Here is a 21911-nt window from a genome sequence, read left to right on the forward strand (position 1 = left end):
AAATTAAAAACCTAACATCCAAATAAGCGTGAAACACCTTTCGTCTGAAAATGCTCTTAAACCTGATATTGACCCTAAAAAATATAATTTAATAGAACAAATTGGAGAGGGGGGATATGGAATCGTTTACAAAGCCGAACAAATTAGCACAGGACAAATCGTTGCTATAAAAATGCTCAAATTTAAAGCATATAGTGATGAAAAAAACAGAAAACTCCAAGTTGCACGATTCGAAAGAGAGACACAACTCTGCGCACAAATTAATCATCCTCATATTGTAAAACTCCTGGATAAAGGGTATACAGCATCTCAAGAACCATATGCTGTTTTTGAATACATTTCGGGAACAACTCTAAAAGACGTAATCCATCAACATAATGGATTATCAGCAGAAAAAACAGGAGCACTCATGGAGCAAGTACTTTACGCATTAGTACATGCTCATGATAATGGGATTCTTCATAGAGATCTCAAGCCACATAATATTATGGTTACGCAAACCCAGACAAAACCTTATATAAAAATACTAGATTTTGGTATGGGAGCCTTTACAAATGATTATAAAACTAAAAACTATCAAGATTTAACTCTTACTCAAGATATCATTGGTACTCCTGCATATAGCTCTCCCGAACAGTTAAGAGGTGAAGCTCCTACAATAAAATCTGATCTCTATGCATGGGGATTGATATTTTTAGAATGTTTAACAGGGCAACCTGTTATGCAAGGCACGAATATAGCAGAGATTTTCCAGCAACAGCTTAATCTTGTTGATATTCCGATACCTATTCCACTTATAGATCATCCTATAGCAAAAGTGTTGCGAAGTGTTTTAGACAAAGACCCTGATAGAAGAGTAAAAAGTGCTTCAGAGCTTTTTCAGGAATATAATAAGGTTAACTTTAAGACCATTGTAGGTAAAATCAAACCTACACATCATAACAGTTTTCCTATTAGTGATGATGCAACACAAGTCAATCAATTTGCATGGAGAAGCACTCATAGTGAAAAACGACAAATTACTGTATTATGCGCAAAGCTAAACATAGCAGTTTCTGAAGAAACACCATCTTTAGATATCGAAACTTTAGAAACTACACAATCCAGTCAATTGGTATTATGCAAAGATATAGGTATCAAATATGGTGCATACATCCCTCCTATTGTTGCAGATACTGTTGTGATGTATTTTGGTTATCCTAAACTTAATGATAATGATGCCAGAAGAGCCGGAAGGACAGCTCTAGAATTAATTGGGCAAACACAAACTCGAAATCAAGAATTGTATGAAAAATATAATCTCAAGATAGATCTTAGGATAGCAATCAATTCGGGTACTGCACTTATAAAACAAAATAGCGCTCCAGAAGGATTAATTACAAATACTGCATTCAATTTATTACATAGTATACAACCTTGGCATATTATCGTTTCGCAAACGACCAAAGAGTTGTTAGACCCATATCTAGAGTTTGAAAAACTAGATATGGCTACCTCATCCTCTATAGGAAATACTATTGATACCTATCTACTCATCGGTGAACGTTCTACAGAAGCTTTATCAAACCTTAGCCCTAAAAGTGCTAATCAAAAAATGATAGGTAGAGGTGTAGAAAAGCAACAAATTCTTGATATCTGGAATTCTAATAAGGATAATAAAACCATTCTAGTACAAGGTCAAGCCGGAATCGGAAAATCTAAACTCATCTACGAAATTAAAAAAGAAGTCATCACTTCTGGATACCATGTTTGTGAATGTAGATGTCTCTCTGAACACCAAAACAATGCACTATATCCTATTTTCGAAATCTTAAAGAAAGATATTGACAGTTTACATGATGGTTCTCAAGTATCGAGATTAGAAAAAGTATTTCAAAAAGCAGATTGTGATCTTCAAAAATCTGTTCCCATTTTATGTTCCTGGCTATCAATACCTTTAGAAGGTACATATAAAATTACCACAATAACTCCTTCTGAACAGAAAGAAGTTCTTTTTGAAACTTTAAAAAAGTATCTTCTTAGTATAGAATCAGCAAAAAAATTTATGTTGGTTATAGAAGATTTGCATTGGATAGATCCTACAAGCTTAGAGTTTTTCTCTCAACTCATAGAAGCTTCAGATCAAAAAAAATATACGATAGTAGCCACTGCAAGACCTAATTTCAAACCTGAATGGAATGCCAAACAATTTGCTTTAATATCATTAGAAACACTTAACACATCATATACAAAAACGCTTATCGCTGATATTTTGAAGCATGAACAGATTAGTGATGAAGTTACAGCGTATATTATGAATCGTGCGGATGGTATTCCTTTATTTATCGAGAGTCTTACTCAGATGTTACTAGAGCAAAAAGATATTTACTTACAAGATAACATTTACGTACTCAAACAAAATCTAGATGATGAGTCAATCCCTATAACTTTAAAAGGATTATTAAATTCTAGAATAAGCAAAGTAGGTCATGCTAAAGAGACTGCGCAAGTTGCTGCAGCGATAGGTCGAGAATTTACTCATAAAATGCTCCTAACGGCATCTCCATATGATGATAATACGATCCAAAGTCATATTCATACTTTAATTGAAGCCAACCTAATCTATAAACAACGTAGAATAGAAAATGAAATCTATGTATTTCGTCATGCCTTGATTCGTGATGCCGCTTATGAGAGTATGACCTCATCATTATGTAGAGAAGTACATGCTAATATTGCAGAAACAATCAAAAGCAATTTTCCTGAAATCGTTAATGAGAGACCCATCGAACTTGCTAATCATCTCGCGGAGGCTCAAAAATATGAAACAGCTACACAATTTGGGATACAAGCTGTACAAAAACATATCAAAAATTCTGCAAACGAAGAAGCTCTTAAATTATACGCATTAATAAAAAAATGGATCGATGGTGTCGAGAATAATAGTAATAAAATTGAGTCTGAACTTATCTTGAATGATTTAGTACTTCCTGCACAAATGGCTATCGGTGGTTATGGATGTAAAGAAGTAATCCAAATCAATAAAAGGAATGAAGAATTGATTAACATAGCTTATCTAGACGAAAACAATATCTCAAATAAGGTACTAACTGAAATTACACATAGAATTGAATGGGGATTATTTCTAAATTATCATTTTCATTCAAAACGCAAAAAAGCCGCAGAAATAGCAAATAGTATTTTATCAAAACTTAAAAAATATCCTAACAGAGATATAGAGGTAGGTGTTTTACCATTAATAGCTCAAGCATTTCATGCTGATGGAGAGTTAGAAAAGGCAGAAAAGCTATGTCTTAGAGTTTTTGATATTTATAATGCGCAAACTGATGTTGCAATAGGTTTCGATTATAATATGGAACCTAAGAGCTCTTCCTATTTCTTCTTGTCTAGTATTTATTTATTTAAAGGAGAAGTCCAAAAAGCAGAAAAATATGCTGTAGAAGGCATAAAATGGTCCGAAGAAATCAACCATCCCGTTTCAATTACTTTAGCTTACCTATTTTATGCATTATACGCGTATTTTTTAGATGATAAAGAACTCGTGAGAAATATTGTTGAAAAGCATAATTTATTGCATAATGACGAATCAGGAAAAAATTGGGTGACAACTCATCTGAAAATGATTGGTGAATGGAGTTACGAAAATATTAATTACGCAGAAGAATATGTAGAAAGTACTATTTCTAATTTACAATACTACGCTCTGTCTTGGTATGAGCCTTCCTTAGCGCAAACATATCTAATAAAAAACAAGTTTGAAAAAGCTATTGAATTACTTGAAAATTCTCTTAAAAGAAGTATAGAAGATAATGAATTTTGGACTCTATCTCTTGTAAAAAGGGTACTCGCAGAATCTTATTATGCAAAATATAAAACTTTAAACAAAAAAATAGAACTTTTATTAAAAGAGGCAATAAAAGATGCTCAAAAAATAAATGCGACATGGTTTCAACTAGAAGCATTAGTATTTTATTCAGAAATAATTTTAAAAGAAAAGAAAAAGATACCTGAAAAAACAAAAAAAGAATTAAAAACACTCTCTAATAAAATAATTGAAATTACCAATACTAAATTAAAAATGAGAGTCGACAAGATATTAAGAATGTAACCAATCAAAATTAACTATTCATAACAAAAGCTTAATTTAAACATTAAAATTATGGAACAAGAATTAGAAAAAAGTTCAATCAACATCTTAGACCCTCTCCAAGACCCACTAGCTAAAGAAAGGCTTCAAAACCTGAAAAACAAAATCAAAAATATTTTTAGTGAGCATACTTTGCTTAATAAAAGAATTAAAACATATGACAATATAGTTGAAAGACTTGATGATTTAGAAAAGAATCAAAAAAAAGACAAAGCCCATAACGAGGATTTTATCAAAAATAAGTTTAAAATACTACGAATTATTTCTAAATATAATGAAATGAGCACGCTTATGGGGATTTATAAAGAGTATAATGAAGTATTTTTAAACTCCAATGAGTCCAGAAGAGCAATGCTAATAGATACAGGATGTTTATTTTGTCAAGTAAATAATGAGTTAAAAATATATCCTTTAGAAAATTATGCAGATAATGAAAAAAATGCTGCTGATCTTATTGAAATAGTTCAAAATCTTGTTAAAGACACAAATAATATAGATCACATTCATTTTTGGCAAGGCTGCGAAATGGCAATACCAAAAAGATCTGAAATTGTTTTAAACTTTAACAAAACTTATCCTTCTGTTTATATAAAGAAGAGAGAATCTAAAGACGAAATTTTCATAGAAGAAAATTCTTGGCATGTCAATTACATTGCAGATAAAGGTTTCTTAAAGGTTATTAATGATGAGCATAGAAACGATTTTGTAGGAGCAATATTAGAAGATGAAATCCTATCAGTTAAAACCCATAAAGTATCTATTTCTAAAAAAGAATATGCTAATAGGTTAAACGAGAATACTAACTTGCAAGATGATTATCAATCAATAAACATGCAAGTTCTGGAAGCTTTACAAAAATGTGATGTAGTAGTTCAAATGCCATATATAATTCCAAATGCTGATATGCTGGTTAAAGTATCATTTAAAGGCTCTGACACGGAAGAATTGATTCTTTCAACTTCGTGATACTTAAAATAATTTTTGTATATATTATTAATCACGAAGGTTTATTAATAAGTAGTAAGCCTTTGTGATTTTTTACTCAAAAAAATATCTTTTAAAACTCTTAAAACTATAATATCATGGAAACAGCAACTCTAAATCCAGATCAACAAAAAGCACTCACTGATCTAGAAAAAAACCAGCAGCAAATTTATCATATCTGCGAAAAATACTTTGAGCTCAGTCTTAGATGTTTTAAAAATGAAGATTTATTGAACACATTTCAAGACCCCGCAAAAACTGTAGCTTTTTTAACCGATGGAAAATCAAAAACCAATGAATACATCTGGGAAGAAAATGGAATTCCATGGACAGGTTGTGGAATGAAGCTCCCAACCAATACCAAAGTCATTCTAGACTATGAAACTTCTTGGCCTACAATATATTTCACAAAAAAGGGAATAGAACACGAAACCATTACCATAAAAGAATCACCTCTATTCGTAAAAGTATTTTCTCATGGCCAAAATGGTATCAAAACACTAAGCAGAGAACTTTTATCAGAAAGTGACGAACTAAAAGTAGTATTGCCATTTGATACAAATGATCTCAAAAATTATGATGCTATTCTTATTATGCCTTGTTTCATTCCTAATAAAGATATGCTAACCAAGGTTTATTGCTCTGATAATAAAGAAAATGCAGAGATAATTCTTACATCATGTTAATTCGACAATTTAAAATACTTAATCAATATCGTTTAATCTTAAAACATATTAAACGATATTGATTAAAATTACAATGATTTATAAACTCCTGTAAAAGCTCTATAATGTAATGCAGACTAACACGTATTATAGAATCAAAGAAAAATATACCAAAATTAATGCAACGGATCAATTCACTATTATATCATCAGAACGCGATAGTGTTGTATTACAATCTCCGTTAGCAATTCAACTTTTGGACGTGATCAGTACTTCTAAAATTACAAAAGATGAAATCCTTGAGCAGTATCAATATTATAGTCATAATCTAAGTGAAGTTCTGATTACACTGCATCAATTAGAAGCAGAAGGATACATCACCCAACAAAAATCCTTATTCACAAAAGAACAAAGTGCTTATTGGCAAGAACTGGGATATGATGTGACAACATTGGCAAATATATTTACCGATAAAACATTCGCAATACAAACTGTAGGTGATATCAACACAAACGAATTACAATCCCTTACAAAACTATTAAGTGATACAGGATTACAAAATTCTAATGATCCTTATATCACGATTGTACTTACTACAGATTACCTACATCCGGATTTAGAGCATATTAACCGAAAAATGATTGACGATGCAACCCCTTGGATCCTTGTCAAAATCAATGGGACAACTCCATATATTGGTCCCCTCATGTTACCCAAAAAAGAAGATACCGCTTGTTGGAAATGCCTACAACATCGCTTACTGCTTCATGATCAAGAAAACAAGCTATATCAGGCATTAGCAAAAACAGATCAAAATATTAGCCGCCCTCTAGTAAGTCATCCTCTAGCACAACAAATGGCATCTAGTATTTTGATTTCGGAAATCGTCGCATGGCTATATCACGATGATAGTAAAACATTATATAATCAATTAATCGCTATACATACAAATACAGGGGAGCGAACACAACATACAGTAGTGAAACGTCCACAATGTAAAGCTTGTGGAGATACTCTAATAGTAAAACAACATCCTTCACCTATCCAACTACAACCTCAACAAATCATCACAGATCACCCGGGAGGGTATAGAACAATATCACCAGAAGAAACCCTTGAGCGTTACAAACATCACGTAAGCGATATAACAGGTATTGTCCCTTACCTTAAAGCATATCACCCATTCAAAAATGTACCTATCTACAACTTTGGATCGGGCAAAAACCTCGCATTGCAAAGTTCATCTTTATTTTGGTTAAACCTTCACCTCAGAAGTGCAAATGGTGGTAAAGGCAAAACTGCAATACAAGCGCAAACAGGTGCGCTATGCGAAGCTATAGAACGGTATAGCATTATGTATCATGAAGAAACCTATATAGTTACTGCTTCTTATCAAGATTTAGAAAAAGCTATTCATCCCAATACTTGCATGCTATACAGTGATACCCAATATCAAAACAGAGATCAGATCAATGCAAAAAGTACTAAATTTTACTCTTTGGTTCCTATTTCTTTTGATACTGAAAAAATCATGAATTGGACTCCTGTATACAACCTCACTCAACAAGAGTTTAAATATTTGCCTTCATGTTACTGTTATGCACAATATCCCGCAGAAGACGAAAAAAGATTGTATGCCTACCCCGATTCAAACGGATGCGCTGCAGGAAATACTATAGAAGAAGCAATTTTGCAAGGTTTTTTAGAATTAGTAGAACGTGACGCTGCTGCAATCTGGTGGTATAATCGTATACAATATGAGGGAGTAGATTTAAATACTTCTCAAAACCCATATATAGATCAAATGATCTCATATTACAAAAGTATTGGTAGAAGTTTATATGTATTAGATATTTCAACAGATCTCAATATTCCGGTTTTTGTGGCCTTAAGTCATAATTTAGACCCAAACAAAAAAGACAACGTATTATACGCTTTTGGTGCTCATGTAGATGCAAATATCGCTTTAGAAAGAGCCGTAATAGAACTTAATCAGCTCTTACCTGTCACTATAAATGAAAAAGGCGGTTATTTAACCAAAGATCAGGTGTTTATAGACTGGCTTGATACTGCTACTTTAGACAACAACCCTTACTTGGTACCAGAAAGCAAATCGTTAAAAAATATACAAACAGATTACCCCCAATTATGCCAACCTACTATTTATGATAGCGTACAATTTTGTATCAAAACAGCAGCGCAACAAGGGTTGGATACTCTAGTTATCGATTTGACACAACCCGATGTACAATTACCGGTAGCCAAAGTGATCGTGCCCGGACTAAGGCATTTTTGGAGAAGAACTGCTCCCGGAAGATTATACGATGTTCCTGTACAAATGGGAAAACTCAAAAAGCCATATACAGAAGAACAATTAAACCCTCTAAGCATATTTATATAGCACAAACAATCAATCATGAAGTTTATATCCTACAATAACATTTCATTCAAAAAAACAAAATATTACCAACAACTTCCTCTAGAAGAAAAGAATGTATTTGATATTCTATCAAGCGTCTTTCATTTCAAGGTAAATAATTATGTTTTAGAACACTTAATTAATTGGCAAGATGTTCCCAATGATCCTATTTATAAATTAATTTTTCCTAGAAAAGATATGCTGCTTCCCACAGATTTTCATGCACTTTCTTTACTATATCAAAGTGGGTTAGATCAAAAGACATTAATGCCTTTTATAGAAAAGGTTAAGAAAAAAATGTATCCGGAAGTAAAACATAGCGAAACCAGCATCCCTAAGATAAACGGAAAAAGAGTTCGTGGGTTATATAGTAATTTTGAAACAATAGTCAGTCTATTTCCTGATCCGATGGTCAAAACCTGTCATTCATATTGTTCATATTGCTTTAGATGGATCATGTTTAATAACAAAGAAGCTCAACAAAACTCCTCATATTCTGATCCAAACGAACCCATTGCTTTTTTAAAAGCACATCCCAAAGTAACAGATGTCTTATTTACAGGAGCTGATCCTTTGGTACTCAAGGCAGAAACATTACAAAAATATATAGATCCGGTTTTAGAAATCGATAGTATAAAAGTAATCCGAATCAGTTCAAAATCATTGGCTTGGTGGCCATATCGATTTACAACAGATAAAGATGCGGATAACTTATTAGAGCTATTCAAATACATTCAATCCAAAGGTAAACATCTTAATTTTTGTGCTCATTTTACACATCCTAGGGAATTAGAAAACGATGTTGTAAAAGAAGCAATACAACGTATTAGACAAACTGGTACCATCATACGATGCCAAGGTCCCATTGTAGAAGGTATTAATGACACTCCTGAGGCTTGGAGTACTATGTGGAATGCTCAAATTGCATTAGGTATGATACCATATTATATGTTTATAGAAGCAGATCATAATCTAGAATCCTGTTTTAGGATACCTCTAGCAAAAGCATTAGAAATATTTCAGACAGCCCAAAAACAGACAACAGGACTTGCCAGAACTGTAAGAGGTCCTGTATTTATGAATGATTTACATAGAACATTACTTGACGGAGTTACAACAATTGGAGATCAAAAATTCTTTGTATTAAAATCACTACAAGCACCTCCTAATACTATTGGTGAAGGTACAATCAAGTTAATCCCATATCATGAAACTACAAAAGATGCCGGAGATCTTATGGCATTATTTAGCAATAAAAATGAAGCTGTATTGAATGCTTAGTGATATAAATCTCACCTTATTATACATTACAAAAAGCTAAAACTATAAAACTAGCAAATACAGTTTAATGTCATTTTACTTTTATATAGCTTTTCTATACACAACAGATTGTACTCTAATAATGCTGATATAAAATCTTAGTGCATCGCTAATAAAAAACAGAAAAAGCAACTTACACAACCCTTACTTATTGTAAATAAACACTTTACAACCCACACAACACATAGTGAAATAGAATGAAATATTTTAAAAGTATGCAACTTTGTAATTTTACTTCATAATCTAAAAAACATAGTTATAATATTAAAAAAATTACATTTTATGGATTAAGTAGGTAGGAAAATAATGATAAATACGGGGGTAAATTAAAATCACAATATTCCTATCGTTTAAGGTTTAGCTCATCACAAGCTAAACCTTTTTTATTGAATATTTTGACCTGTAAGAGATACTATGATGAAATAGGATGAAATATTTTTTTTTAGTAATGCATCGTACATTTAATACTGTCAAATCTGGAGACATTTGGATCATCAATCTGGCGCCAATTTATCTAAATATACCCTAATTTGATATTTGATTTTGGCCAAAATCATGAAGAGACCAATAATTAACTTTATATCTAAAGGTATTCTTTTTATAAAGTTTTATAAGGTTGTAACGAATACCCTTATATAAGTTAATAAGACCATTCATACTCAAAAAACCTTTTTAAAAGATGAATGTAGAAATCAAAAATGAAGCAGGAACACATGTACTAGCAACAGGGGTAACCAATAACTTTAATGCACCAGAAGTTGAAGTTACAAATATTGATCACCCGGATAGGATACTTGTAGATTCCGAATACCAAATAGGACCTGTGGGAGGTCCTTATGATGGGATGATTTGTACTGCAAAATATGGCAATACAGCAGGATTCAAAAGATAACTCTAAAAACCAAAAGCATTAAAACAACAATCATGAGCACAGAAACTTTATTAAAACCAGAAGAAGTTGCATTAGAATATCAAAATTTCATGCAAGATGTTCAAAAAAAAGTGACCATTAATATAGCTTTAAAAGACCTTGAAGACCTAAAAGCTGCAAACTATAAACTTTGTTTTGCAAAAAAAGTAGCAGACAAAGCTTATACTGTAGTATGGCAATCTTATGACAATTATTTATTCAATAATAAATTCTCGTGGGTACCTGTTTATGAATTATTTGGATCAAATATTTTTGAAAGCGATATTAGAGTAGAAGTATCTACCAATGTACAACAAATCCAATTAGGAGAAACTAGTACGTTGAACTCTGCAGGAATCCTTGAAGATCCTATCACAGCAGGGCCAAAAACACTATTTACATTGAATAATGATTATGGTTCTATCCACCCGGGAGTAAACCAATTATCAACAGGAATCAACGGAGAAACTATAAGTACGCCTATTTATGTAGCTGAAGATGCAGTAGTTTCAGGAAAAACTGAATTGAAACCTGTAGAAAAAATATTGGTATGGTTTGAGCAAAATATCGAGACTAGTACCATGTTCAGTACTTCAAGATCTCGTGAGGTAGAAATCGACCTTACAAATACTAACGAAGCATCATATATCTATGAAAATCAAGAATGGAAAAAACAGTAATTACAACTTTATGATGACGATGAAGTAAGTGTTTTTTATTATGAGGTGAGTGAAGCTAAAAATACACTCACCTCATATTTAATTTTTCAATCACAAACATCGACATACACAATAATCTAATAATCACACAAATCAATACAAAATGCTACCAGAACATCATCATAACAATACAAATAGAGCATCTTATTATTCTAATCTTACCATATCTTTTTTTAAAATCAATCTTTTATGGACCATTTATCAACGTATGATTTGTTGTTTACCATTCAGCAAAGAAATTTAGTCTATAACTATAACTTCTTGTATTATAGTAATAAAACCGGTGACTCACCTTTAGAATTTCAACATCCGGATGGTTGGATTTATAATGATCAGGGTAATGATGGAGAAATTGGATTCGATGCTAATATGAATGCATGTCTTATTAAAAAAAGTAAAGACGATTCATTAATGACACTCAGTCAAATGATTCATGAATTCCCTAGATGGAAAGACCTGCTTATCAACCAACAGATCTCTGCGAGTGCTATCATACAAAATCATATTACTCCAGGTTTTGAAGTTACTTTTTCTATAAGTGATGGAGTATCAAAAAGCACTAAAACTATTGTTTTTGACAGTAATGAAACAGAAGAAATCAGTATTGATATTTACATCAGTGATGAAGCCACAAAACTCGAAATTGCTATAGAAAGTAATACAAAAGATGCTACTATTTACATTCATAAAGTATTTGCCAATATTGGCAAAGTAGCTTTGGATACACTGCCCTGTATGGTAGAAGGTTTTATAGGAGAACGCAAACAATATATCTCTACAGAAATTCCACCAGCAGAAGAATTATCATTATGTCAAGAAAGCCAGGAGTTATCTACTTCTTATACCCGATTAAGCTCTTTTTTGAATGGAAGATTTGGAAAAGGAGAAAATGATAGGTCTTTGCTACCTGATATGAGAGGTTATTTCTCTAGAGTTTGGGATAATGGAGCCAAAATAGACCCTGACGCAGCCAATCGATCTGCATTAGGAAAAAGTACTATAAAAGGCGATCATGTAGGGACTGTAGAAGAAGATGAATTCAAAAAACACGATCATGAGTTGAGTTTTGATACAAATGGTACTCTAGCACCAGGTACTTCTACTCCCCTTCCTGTTATTTCTAAAACCTCAATTTCAAATACAAAAACTACAGGAGGACTAGAAACAAGAAGTAAAAATATTACAGAATTATATACTATAAAATGGGCATGACAAAAACTAAGAAAGTACAACAATTAATAACAACAGAATTGCATAGATCTATATCAAACAAAAAAATAAAACATATTTCGTCAATAATTCAATTTTGGTGGTATATCGCTTTTACAAGCATGTGTATCATTTTTATCTTATCAAAAATCTTTTTGAAAGATATATTCTAAATCAATAAAAATAACATTAATCCCCTATTAATATAAGCGTGGCCGAAACGATCACTATCCCCCAGTTATCAAAAGGAAAAGATAAACTCGTCGATTATCTCAAAAAATTATTATCAGATGTAATGCTTACTGCAGAACACAAAATAACCCCAACAAGATTAAAAATATTAGTAACATATGCATATCAAAATTCCTCAGAGATTATAAACAAACCAATTGTTCTGATTGCTCCAACTCTTTTTTCTGAAAACGATATAAAAGGGACAGGAAAATCTATTATTACCCTCAATAAAAGTATTATAGACTGGTTTAAAGATAATACACTCATACAGGATCAAGCCGAAATTGTATTCTCTATTACATTTTTTCCTAACGTAAACAATAATCAAAAACTTCCTTTACTCCCTTTAGAAAGCATTAGTATACCAATACGTTATATTTCTGAATTCAAAACATTTGTAACGTAAAGTATGTTTCAAAAAATAAAGTTTGCAACAAAAACGTATGGTAGTTATTAATCCTCTTTAACACATATTTAACTTGTACTAAAAGTCACTTTAGCTTAAAAAATTCGACTTTTATTAAAACTATTTATTTATGAGTGTATCAAAGGTTACTTTTACAAATACGCAAGGTCAAGTATTATCAGGTCGTCTAGAACTTCCTGCTAATCAACATCCGCATAACTTTGCTCTTTTTGCACATTGTTTTACATGTAACAAAAATCTAGGAGCTGTAAGAAATATTAGTCGAGGGTTAACTTCTCAAGGGTTTGGAGTTCTCCGTTTTGATTTTACAGGTCTTGGCGAAAGTGAAGGGGATTTTGAAGACACAAATTTCTCTGGTAATGTTGAAGATTTAATTGCAGCAGCAAATTTTTTGACCGAGCAGTATGATGCTCCTACATTATTAATCGGACATTCATTAGGCGGTGCTGCTTCTATATTCGCAGCTTCAGAAATAGATAGTATCAAAGCTGTTGCCACTATTGGTGCACCATCTAATCCAAAACATGTAAAACATTTATTAAAAAGTGGTATTGATGAAATTGAAGCAAGCGGACAAGCTATTATAAATCTAAGCGGGCGAGATTTTACAATCAAAAAACAATTTTTAGACGATTTAGAAACTAAATCTCTACCAGAAGTTGCCAAAAACTTAGGTAAAGCACTATTAGTAATGCACTCACCACAAGATACCACTGTAGGCATCAAAAACGCAGAAGAAATTTACATTTCTGCAAAACATCCCAAAAGTTTTATTACCCTAGATGGAGCTGATCATTTATTGATGAAAAAAGAAGACTCTATCTATGCCGGTAAAGTTATTGCAGAATGGTCTTCTAGATATGTAAACGTTCCTGAAGAACCAAAACTAAGAAGTAAATCCGATGTGGTTGCCAGCCTTGATAATATCAAAGGATATACAACTAATATGAAATTAGGAGATCATTTTATGGTCGCTGATGAACCTGAAGACCTTGGAGGGAATAATTTTGGTCCTACTCCTTATGAATATTTATCCGCCGGTTTAGCTTCTTGTACCGCAATCACTGTAAAAATGTATGCAGAACGAAAAGGTTGGGATCTTCAAAATATCGAAGTACATACTAATTATGATAAAAGACATAAAGAAGATTGTGACAATTGCGAAGATCCTTCTGCTAAAATTGACACCTTTGAAAGAAAAATTAAGCTAGAAGGAAATCTAGATGAGAAACAAAGAAAAAGGATGCTTCAAATAGCTGATAAATGTCCTGTGCATAGAACATTGCATAGCGAAACGCAAGTAATTACCATGTTGATAGAATGATTAAAAAGTTTAATCATTTAAATCCAATATATCTTAGATAAGATCAGACTTATAATTCTTTTGCCACATAAGACAAGAGAATCATAAGCTTTTAGTTTTCTCAATGTACGGATATAGTAAGTATTCCAAATTTAAAATTATGGGCACAAAAAAAGACCGTCTACAAAATATAGACGGTCTTTTTCAATTGTATTTACATTATTTATTCTGACCAATATTGTAATTGTATATATACAAAACCATCTTCTCCTACAAGATCTTGGCGTAATGTTATTACCTCTGATGATGCACCTTCCCAATATCCTTCTATCGCACCAAACTCGTAAGTTCCAGCTGGTAAATTTTCTATTTTATTGTCATAAGCGTACTCACCAACACGCTCAGAATAATAGGTTTTTCCTGTATTTTGGTTTGTTGCATAATACCCTTGTATTCCTCCGGGGTCATTACTTGGTGTAGCATTCAATGATCCAAAACGGACATTATATACTAATTGATTTTTTGTTATTGACGATTCTTCTAATGTTTCATTATCATTATCACAAGAGAAAAAGATACCAGTTACTAAAAGAAAAATAAATATGTTTTTTAAATAATTCATAATAATTAAGTTTTATAAAAATAGATAATGATGAAGTCAAGATGACTTCAATAAGTAAATATGAAAAGAATGTTACTCAGACCAATATTGTAGTGTCACCACAATAAAACCATCCGATGCCACCATATTTTGTTGAAGTGTAACAATTTGCGATGAAGCTCCATCAAAATAACCATCGTGAGCATCAAAACGATAAGTAGCTTGAGGTAACCCTTTGAATACATTATGATCTTCACTACGAAAAGGATAAAACGTTTCTCCTGTCTCTTGATCTATCGCAAAATAACCTCTTAGCCCATTTGGCCCTACAGGGTTACCATTTCTATCAACTAATTCGATACGTACATCAAATGTATTAGCATGCTTTGCATTTTCTGATGTTGAACTTAAAGAAATTTCATCTAACTCAGAAGTAGTTGTATTCGTTTCGCAAGCAATAACAAAGAAGATACTTATTGCTAAAAAAGCTATTGTTTTAAGAGTATTCATAATTATAGTTTTAAGATTATCATCAAAATTGAACATAATTTTGAGAATACCATTTATCTGATAATTACGAAAATATCATTTAACACACTATAACAAAAAGAGCCATTAATTCTTAATAAAATTAACGACTCTTTTAGAGGTACACGCCTAGAATATTATAAATACAGATGAATAATGATTTGTTTAGTTTTTAAATACCTTTTTGGTTTCTAATGTTTTGCCGGTCATATCACTTATGGTAAGTAAATACATCTCTGATTTACTCATTTTAGGATATATTTTCATCATTTTTTGATCTAAATTTGTGATATCTTCTTCATGAACTATTTTACCATCTATCGTATATATAGTAACGATATATGTTTTACCAAATTTTACAGATGGTGCAGAAATCCTTATTTCGTTAGTAAATGGATTAGGAAAGATTGAAAATCTTTTATCTATTTTACCTTGAACTAAAGGATAATTAATGTCATTTTGATTATTATTCTTAAAGGAACTGCTTCCGCAAGCACCTAAAAGTTTCCAATCACCAGAAATACGTTCAAAAAGATTTCCTTGATAGGTTACTTTTGCACCAATAGGATAACTCACACCGCTTCTCCATTCTGAAATTCCTGCACAGATATCATTTGGTGGATTATTACTTGTTGAATATCTTATTATTAATTGCGTTGGGTTTCCTCCTTCAAAAGAATCTGCAACTCGTTTTGCCGATCTATTGGTTAAACTGTTTCCTTTACCTCTTATCATAAAACTCAGGCTATTACCTGCCACCCATCCACTTTTGTTGACAAGGCTTTGTATCATAGTCTTTAGTTCTGGAGATCTCTGTGCATTACCTTGTTGGTTACTTGACCACGAACTTGGTCTCCAGGTTACTTTAGAAGAAAAGGCTGTTCTATTCGAAACATTATTCGAAGAGGAGAAAGAAGGAGAATTAGATGAATTATGCAATGCAATTTCTAATTCTGTACTAGTACTATTGCTTTCGTCTGCAGAAAATTGAAGATATGCACTGGTAATTGTTGCGTTTTTAGGTAGCCTTACTCCTTGAAAACGCAATCCTACTACTTGAAAACTTGAATTATTACTACTGTCATACACTAATTCAAGATCGCTACTATCTGTATATAATCTTCCGTTTTTATCTTCTTCTACATCGTCATTGCCAGTACTAATTGCTACTTCTACTGTTCCATTATCAGGATCAGGATCTACTGTTGTACTCTTATTAATCGTCACCACACTTCCATTAGATGGTCTCCAGATATCAATATTTGCAGGAGCTTGAAATACATTATTATTAGAAACTTCGCCAACACTAGATGCATTATCTACACGTACAGTTCGGGTTTCGATTTTATTTTCGTCTACAAAAATCCATTTAAACTGATTAAATCTTGAAGAATTACGAGTCCAGTTTTTACTATCATTATTAGATCGTAAAGGGGCTCCCCAACAACCTTCTCCGACATATACAGTACCATTGGTATTGTCTCTTATAAACCCTTCGTCACTACCTGATCCTGTAGAAGGGCGTACCGGCCATGTTGTTTTCACGGTATGTGAATCACATTCTACTACCAATTTTACACCATAATCATAAAAAAGGCGTGCCCAATTACTATATTGACTGTTCCCCTCTCGTTTTGATGATACATGAGGTCGCATAGGTTTATGATATTGTGCCATTTTCCATGTAACATTATTGTTACTACCAAGATCACTTCGTAACCAGTTGGTTTGATTACCTGAGATAGATGATTCTGTATTTAAGGTATACGCTCTTATTAGGTTATCTCCAAAAGTAATGGCATAATATACACCCGAAGAAGGGACATCAAATAAATTATAAATACTATTATTACTATCTTCATGATTTCCTCGAGTTGCTACGATGGGAAACATTCTTCCATCACGAGCAATTGTTAATTGCCAATCATCAAACCATGTTCTCCATTCAGAACTACTATCTCCATTAGTCATATCCCCTCCAAAAAATACAGCATGAGGTTTTAATTTTGCTACAAGACTATTTGCATTTCTTCTTGGGGTACGATTATTACGAGAGTCTCCACCGGCAATAAAAGATAACCTACTTCTATCTGCAGGAGCTGTTTTAAACCAAAAACGGCTACTTGTCCCCTGACTATCTCTAATAACAAAATAATAAGCTGTATTGGGGCGAAGACCTATAAGACGGGCAAAATTATTATTCATTCCTTTATAACTTACGCTTCGGTCTACAGTCTTAGAGTTTGAATAGTTATTGTAATTGGTTCCATGATCTGTTGTCCCATAATACACTGTAGGACTACTTCCAGAAATTTGATTCCAACCAATTACTATTGAAGTAGCAGGATTACCTCTAAGTGTAAGCCTATACTTATCATTAGAAGCATATGTCTGTATCCCAATAAGTAAAATAAGAACATAATAGAGTTTTTTCATTGTGATTGAGTTTGATTGTGTTAGTTAAATTAGGTTTTAAAAATAAATGTATAAAAGTATTAAAAAGTAGATTTCTATAGTTTTAATCACTAATAATTTACTTTTTAATAATTCTATATTAAACTTAAGAAAAATATGAGCGTTTATAAAATAAAAAGAGTAAGAAGATATAATTTACAATACTCTTCTTACTCGTTATCTTATCAATTGATATTATTTTGCATTTTTTTAGAAATGTTTTTAACTAGCTTATTTTTTAAGTACTCGTTTAGTAACTAGTGAAAAACCTTTGGCATCTATCACATGGATAATATACATTCCTTTATCTAAAATCTCTGGTCTAATACTAAGATTATTTGCTTCTACCGAAGTAACTTTTGAAAAAACCAAATTACCTGCTGTATCATAGATCTCAACGGTTACTTCTTCTACTTCTGCATTAGGTATCAAAACTTGTAGTTCTTGTTCGAATGGGTTAGGATATACTTTTATACCTTCTAATTGATCATCTTTTATCACTTTGACTGCTACTGTCTCAACTTCTTGAGTTTCTTTACTCCTTACACCTCCAAATGTATAATTTACAATAAGTTTTGCTGCTTTTTCTGCTCCACTCTCATAGGCACTCGCAACACGTTTATATTTGGTTCTCCAACTGCTTCTTCCTTTTCCCCTGATGATAAAACTCATACTATTCCCAGGACGCCAGCCGGCTCTATCAACAACTTGTTGTACCATTCCTTTGAGATCTGGAGTTTTTTGTAAAGCTCCACTTTGTCCTGCTGTCCAAGGTTCAGGTTTCCATCGAATTTTATAGGACACTACATCTCTTTTTGAAGCATTATTTTTATCTGTAAATTGCTCTGAATTATCACTACTGTGTAATGAGAATTCTAATTCTGTCCTTTTATGCGTACTTTCATCTGCAGTAAACTGGATGTAAGCCCCTGTTATTAAAGCACCTCTGGGGATTTTAATATCCTGAAAACGAATTCCGATTTTTTGAAAGCTGATGAGATTAACAGAGTCATAGACCAGTTCTAGATCACTACTATCTACATATAATTGACCTATTGCATTTTCTTCTACATCATCATAACCATGAGCTACAGGAATTGTTAAACTACCTGAAAACTGACCTACATTCACGGTTATTTCTGCTTCACTGCATAACTCATGGTTATCGTATGCAACAGCTTTAATTTTATGTACTCCATCCGGTAAACTTCTTAATGTACTATAAGGCTCTAAAACATCTGTATGGATAAGGTCCCCATCTAAATAAAATTCTACTCTGGATATCTCTCCGTCTGCATCTGTAGCTTCTACAGTTATTGTACTAGCTCCCCCACTATAGAGTTGCTGACCTTCTTTGGGATTTACAAAAGAGACTTCTGGAGCTTTCAAATCTTTATTAATGATTTTGATCACGCTGCCATTAGAGGGATTCCATATATCAAGACGATCAGGTATCTCAAAAACATTATCGTTTGCAACTTCTCCTACTTCTGCTGCATTATCAACTTTAATCGTACGGGTTTCCATTTTGGCTCTATCTACAAAAATCCATTTGAATTGGTTGAATTTACCTGAGTCTCTAGTCCAGCCTTTTATATCATTATTATCTCGCAAAGGAGCTCCCCAGCAACCTTCTCCTACATATACAGTACCATTATCATCTCTTACAAAACCTTCTTCGCTGCCTGATCCTGTAGAAGGGCGCACCGGCCAGGTGCTTTTTACTGTGTGCGCATCGCACTCTACTACTAGTTTCACTCCTTCATCATAAAATGTTTTTGCCCAACCTGCATATTCTAAAAGATTTTCTCCTTTTGATGATACATGTGGACGAATAGGAAAATGGTATTGTGCTATTTTCCAGGTCACCTCGCGACTATTAGCAAGATCATTTTTTAACCAATCAGTTTGCCTACCTAAAATAGCATCAAGAGAGTTCAGTGTATATGTACGTACCATATCTCTCCCAAATGTTATAGCATAATGCGCATGAGAAGAAGGGATATCAAACAAATTTACGATCGTACTATTACTCTTCTCATGATTACCTCTAGCCGCAATAATAGGAAACATTCTTCCATCTAAAGCTGTGGTCAATTGCCAATCATCAAACCATGCTCTCCATTGGCTATCTGTATCATTATCTGTCATATCACCTCCAAAAAGAACTGCATGAGGTTTTAACTTGGATACTAATAAATTTGCATTTTGTCGTGGGACTCTATTGTTTCTAGAATCTCCTCCTGCTATAAAAGAAAACCTACTTTCTTCTAGGGGAGCTGTTTTGAACCAAAAACGTTTGCTTACGCCTTCGCTATCCTTAATAACAAAGTAATATGCCGTATCCGGTTTCAATCTCGATAAACGTACAAAATGATTATTCATTCCCCTATAAGATACAATCCTACTTGGTGCTGCAGAGTAAACATATTGATCATAATCAGTCCCTTGATCTACAGGCCCATAATGTACTATGGGGTTATTTCCCGAAATCTGATTCCAGCCAATAACAATAGTAGTAGCAGGATTATCTCGCAAAGTCAATCGGTATTTGTCATTAGAAGCGTTAACTTGCAATATGAGAAGAATTGCAAATGCAATACATAGATAGTATTTTTTCATGGTTGTGTAATGATTAGGTTAGTTAATCACAAATTTAAATTATTGATAGGCAGAAGAATACATCTATCTCATTTTTAATCTAGAATTAAATCTGATAACATAATTTTGCAGAAAACATAACACTTAATTTAGATCCCCTTAACATTAATATAGTAACATTGAAGTTATGAAAAACTCTAAAACCATATTTTTACTCAAAGCTTCTGTTTTTCTAATTTTTATTGGAAGAGCTTGGCAACATTTATTTTGGGATGCCCCATATCGATCATTTTTTTGGGACGAAGCACTATTACAACCTGTAATCGAAGGAATATTCAATATATCTTGGCAAGAGTATGTAACCAGTAGTACTACAGACAAGGTGATCCAGAATATCATTAGAACAAATGGAGTACTATATACATTTGCAGGATTATGCGCATTACTTATTAATGATAAAAATAAAAAATGGTTACGTTTTCCAGTCGCATTAGGAGGAATCTCGTTGGTACTTTTAGCTATTCTGCTAGCCAAAGAAAAGTTTTATCATGCAGCACAATTTTTTGAGCATAGCATACAATTCGGTCTTCCATTTATGTTACTTTTTATATTTTCTAATCGATATCAAAAAGAAAAATTTATACTTACGCTCAAAATTATCATAGCTGTAACATTTTTCTCACATGGGCTCTATGCATTTGGATTTTATCCGGTTCCCGGAAGATTTGTAGACATGGTAATACAAATTTTTGGATGTTCTGAAGATATAGCTATTGTTTTTCTATACATAGCAGGAATTTTGGATTTTATACTAGCAGTTTTATTGTTTGTCCCGAGAGTGAATATTTACGCACTTTGGTATGCTGTCGTATGGGGAACCCTAACAGCTCTAGCCAGAATTGTTGCTAATTTTTATATTGATTTTCCATTAGAATCTATTCATCAAAACTTGCATGAAGTCATCTATAGATTACCACATGGTTTTGTTCCTTTGTTAGCAATCTGGTTATTAAAAAATAGTACTTCTGAAAAGTTTATGACAAGCGAAAATACAGTGTTATCTAAAAACCTTTCATAATAATTGCTTTTAACTATTTTGATGATATGCAACACATCAATCTTGTGAGTCATACATAAAATTCGTGTGCAACTTTGGTATAATACAAATGATTAAAATTTATATTTTGTGAATACTCTGTATTTTGTATTTCTAACTTTTAGACTCAAAATTTTGAGTGACAAAATATTAATTCAAATTTAGCACGACATAAGCTTTATGAATTTAATGCTAAAAATTAAACCCTTAAAGTCAAATATTTAACAAAAGACATTAAAATTTTAAGGAGTGTCTTTAAAATTTTAACTCTCGTGACCAAACGTTTAACCTCAA

At 32.5% G+C, this 21911-nt stretch carries 15 protein-coding genes; 11 read left to right on the plus strand and 4 right to left on the minus strand.

Annotated features, from left to right (window positions below; genetic code table 11):
• Nucleotides 1-28: 28 nt before the first annotated feature.
• The 10 genes from FHK87_RS13985 to FHK87_RS14030 all read left to right on the plus strand — a co-directional run bounded on the left by FHK87_RS13985 (nt 29) and on the right by FHK87_RS14030 (nt 14358).
• The gene (locus FHK87_RS13985; protein ID WP_226294248.1) at nt 29-4108 is read left to right on the plus strand and encodes a TOMM system kinase/cyclase fusion protein; all 4080 of its coding nucleotides are present in this window, start codon (nt 29-31) and stop codon (nt 4106-4108) included.
• 51 nt (nt 4109-4159) lie between these two features.
• A complete protein-coding gene (locus FHK87_RS13990; RefSeq protein ID WP_140594087.1) occupies nt 4160-5113 on the plus strand; it encodes a hypothetical protein in 954 nt (317 codons plus the stop codon).
• 116 nt (nt 5114-5229) lie between these two features.
• The gene (locus tag FHK87_RS13995) at nt 5230-5817 is read left to right on the plus strand and encodes a hypothetical protein (RefSeq protein WP_140594090.1); all 588 of its coding nucleotides are present in this window, start codon (nt 5230-5232) and stop codon (nt 5815-5817) included.
• Nucleotides 5818-5926: 109 nt separating this feature from the next.
• A complete protein-coding gene (locus FHK87_RS14000) occupies nt 5927-8197 on the plus strand; it encodes a TOMM precursor leader peptide-binding protein (RefSeq protein ID WP_140594092.1) in 2271 nt (756 codons plus the stop codon).
• A 15-nt stretch (nt 8198-8212) separates the two neighbouring features.
• The gene (locus FHK87_RS14005) at nt 8213-9496 is read left to right on the plus strand and encodes a KamA family radical SAM protein (RefSeq protein ID WP_140594094.1); all 1284 of its coding nucleotides are present in this window, start codon (nt 8213-8215) and stop codon (nt 9494-9496) included.
• A gap of 718 nt (nt 9497-10214) precedes the next feature.
• A complete protein-coding gene (locus FHK87_RS14010; RefSeq protein ID WP_140594097.1) occupies nt 10215-10427 on the plus strand; it encodes a hypothetical protein in 213 nt (70 codons plus the stop codon).
• A gap of 32 nt (nt 10428-10459) precedes the next feature.
• The gene (locus FHK87_RS14015) at nt 10460-11125 is read left to right on the plus strand and encodes a hypothetical protein (protein ID WP_226294249.1); all 666 of its coding nucleotides are present in this window, start codon (nt 10460-10462) and stop codon (nt 11123-11125) included.
• A gap of 228 nt (nt 11126-11353) precedes the next feature.
• A complete protein-coding gene (locus FHK87_RS14020) occupies nt 11354-12376 on the plus strand; it encodes a hypothetical protein (RefSeq protein ID WP_140594102.1) in 1023 nt (340 codons plus the stop codon).
• A gap of 208 nt (nt 12377-12584) precedes the next feature.
• The gene (locus tag FHK87_RS14025) at nt 12585-13013 is read left to right on the plus strand and encodes a hypothetical protein (RefSeq protein ID WP_140594104.1); all 429 of its coding nucleotides are present in this window, start codon (nt 12585-12587) and stop codon (nt 13011-13013) included.
• 130 nt (nt 13014-13143) lie between these two features.
• Nucleotides 13144-14358 carry a bifunctional alpha/beta hydrolase/OsmC family protein gene (locus FHK87_RS14030; protein ID WP_140594107.1) on the plus strand — a complete coding sequence of 405 codons (1215 nt, stop codon included), beginning with the start codon at nt 13144-13146 and terminating at the stop codon, nt 14356-14358.
• 202 nt (nt 14359-14560) lie between these two features.
• Here FHK87_RS14030 and FHK87_RS14035 read toward each other — a convergent pair whose 3' ends face one another.
• From FHK87_RS14035 to FHK87_RS14050, 4 genes are all read right to left on the minus strand, one after another.
• A complete protein-coding gene (locus FHK87_RS14035) occupies nt 14561-14959 on the minus strand; it encodes a hypothetical protein (RefSeq protein WP_140594109.1) in 399 nt (132 codons plus the stop codon).
• A gap of 72 nt (nt 14960-15031) precedes the next feature.
• Nucleotides 15032-15448, minus strand: coding sequence for a hypothetical protein (locus tag FHK87_RS14040; protein WP_140594111.1), 417 nt, complete (start codon nt 15446-15448; stop codon nt 15032-15034).
• 183 nt (nt 15449-15631) lie between these two features.
• Nucleotides 15632-17902 carry a purple acid phosphatase family protein gene (locus FHK87_RS14045; RefSeq protein WP_140594114.1) on the minus strand — a complete coding sequence of 757 codons (2271 nt, stop codon included), beginning with the start codon at nt 17900-17902 and terminating at the stop codon, nt 15632-15634.
• A 249-nt stretch (nt 17903-18151) separates the two neighbouring features.
• The gene (locus FHK87_RS14050; protein ID WP_140594116.1) at nt 18152-20542 is read right to left on the minus strand and encodes an Ig-like domain-containing protein; all 2391 of its coding nucleotides are present in this window, start codon (nt 20540-20542) and stop codon (nt 18152-18154) included.
• 166 nt (nt 20543-20708) lie between these two features.
• Between FHK87_RS14050 and FHK87_RS14055 the strand changes: the two genes are divergently transcribed.
• Nucleotides 20709-21599, plus strand: coding sequence for a DoxX-like family protein (locus FHK87_RS14055; protein WP_140594119.1), 891 nt, complete (start codon nt 20709-20711; stop codon nt 21597-21599).
• Nucleotides 21600-21911: the final 312 nt, after the last annotated feature.

The sequence above is a fragment of the Aquimarina algicola genome (assembly GCF_006443095.1).
GTDB lineage: Bacteria > Bacteroidota > Bacteroidia > Flavobacteriales > Flavobacteriaceae > Aquimarina > Aquimarina algicola.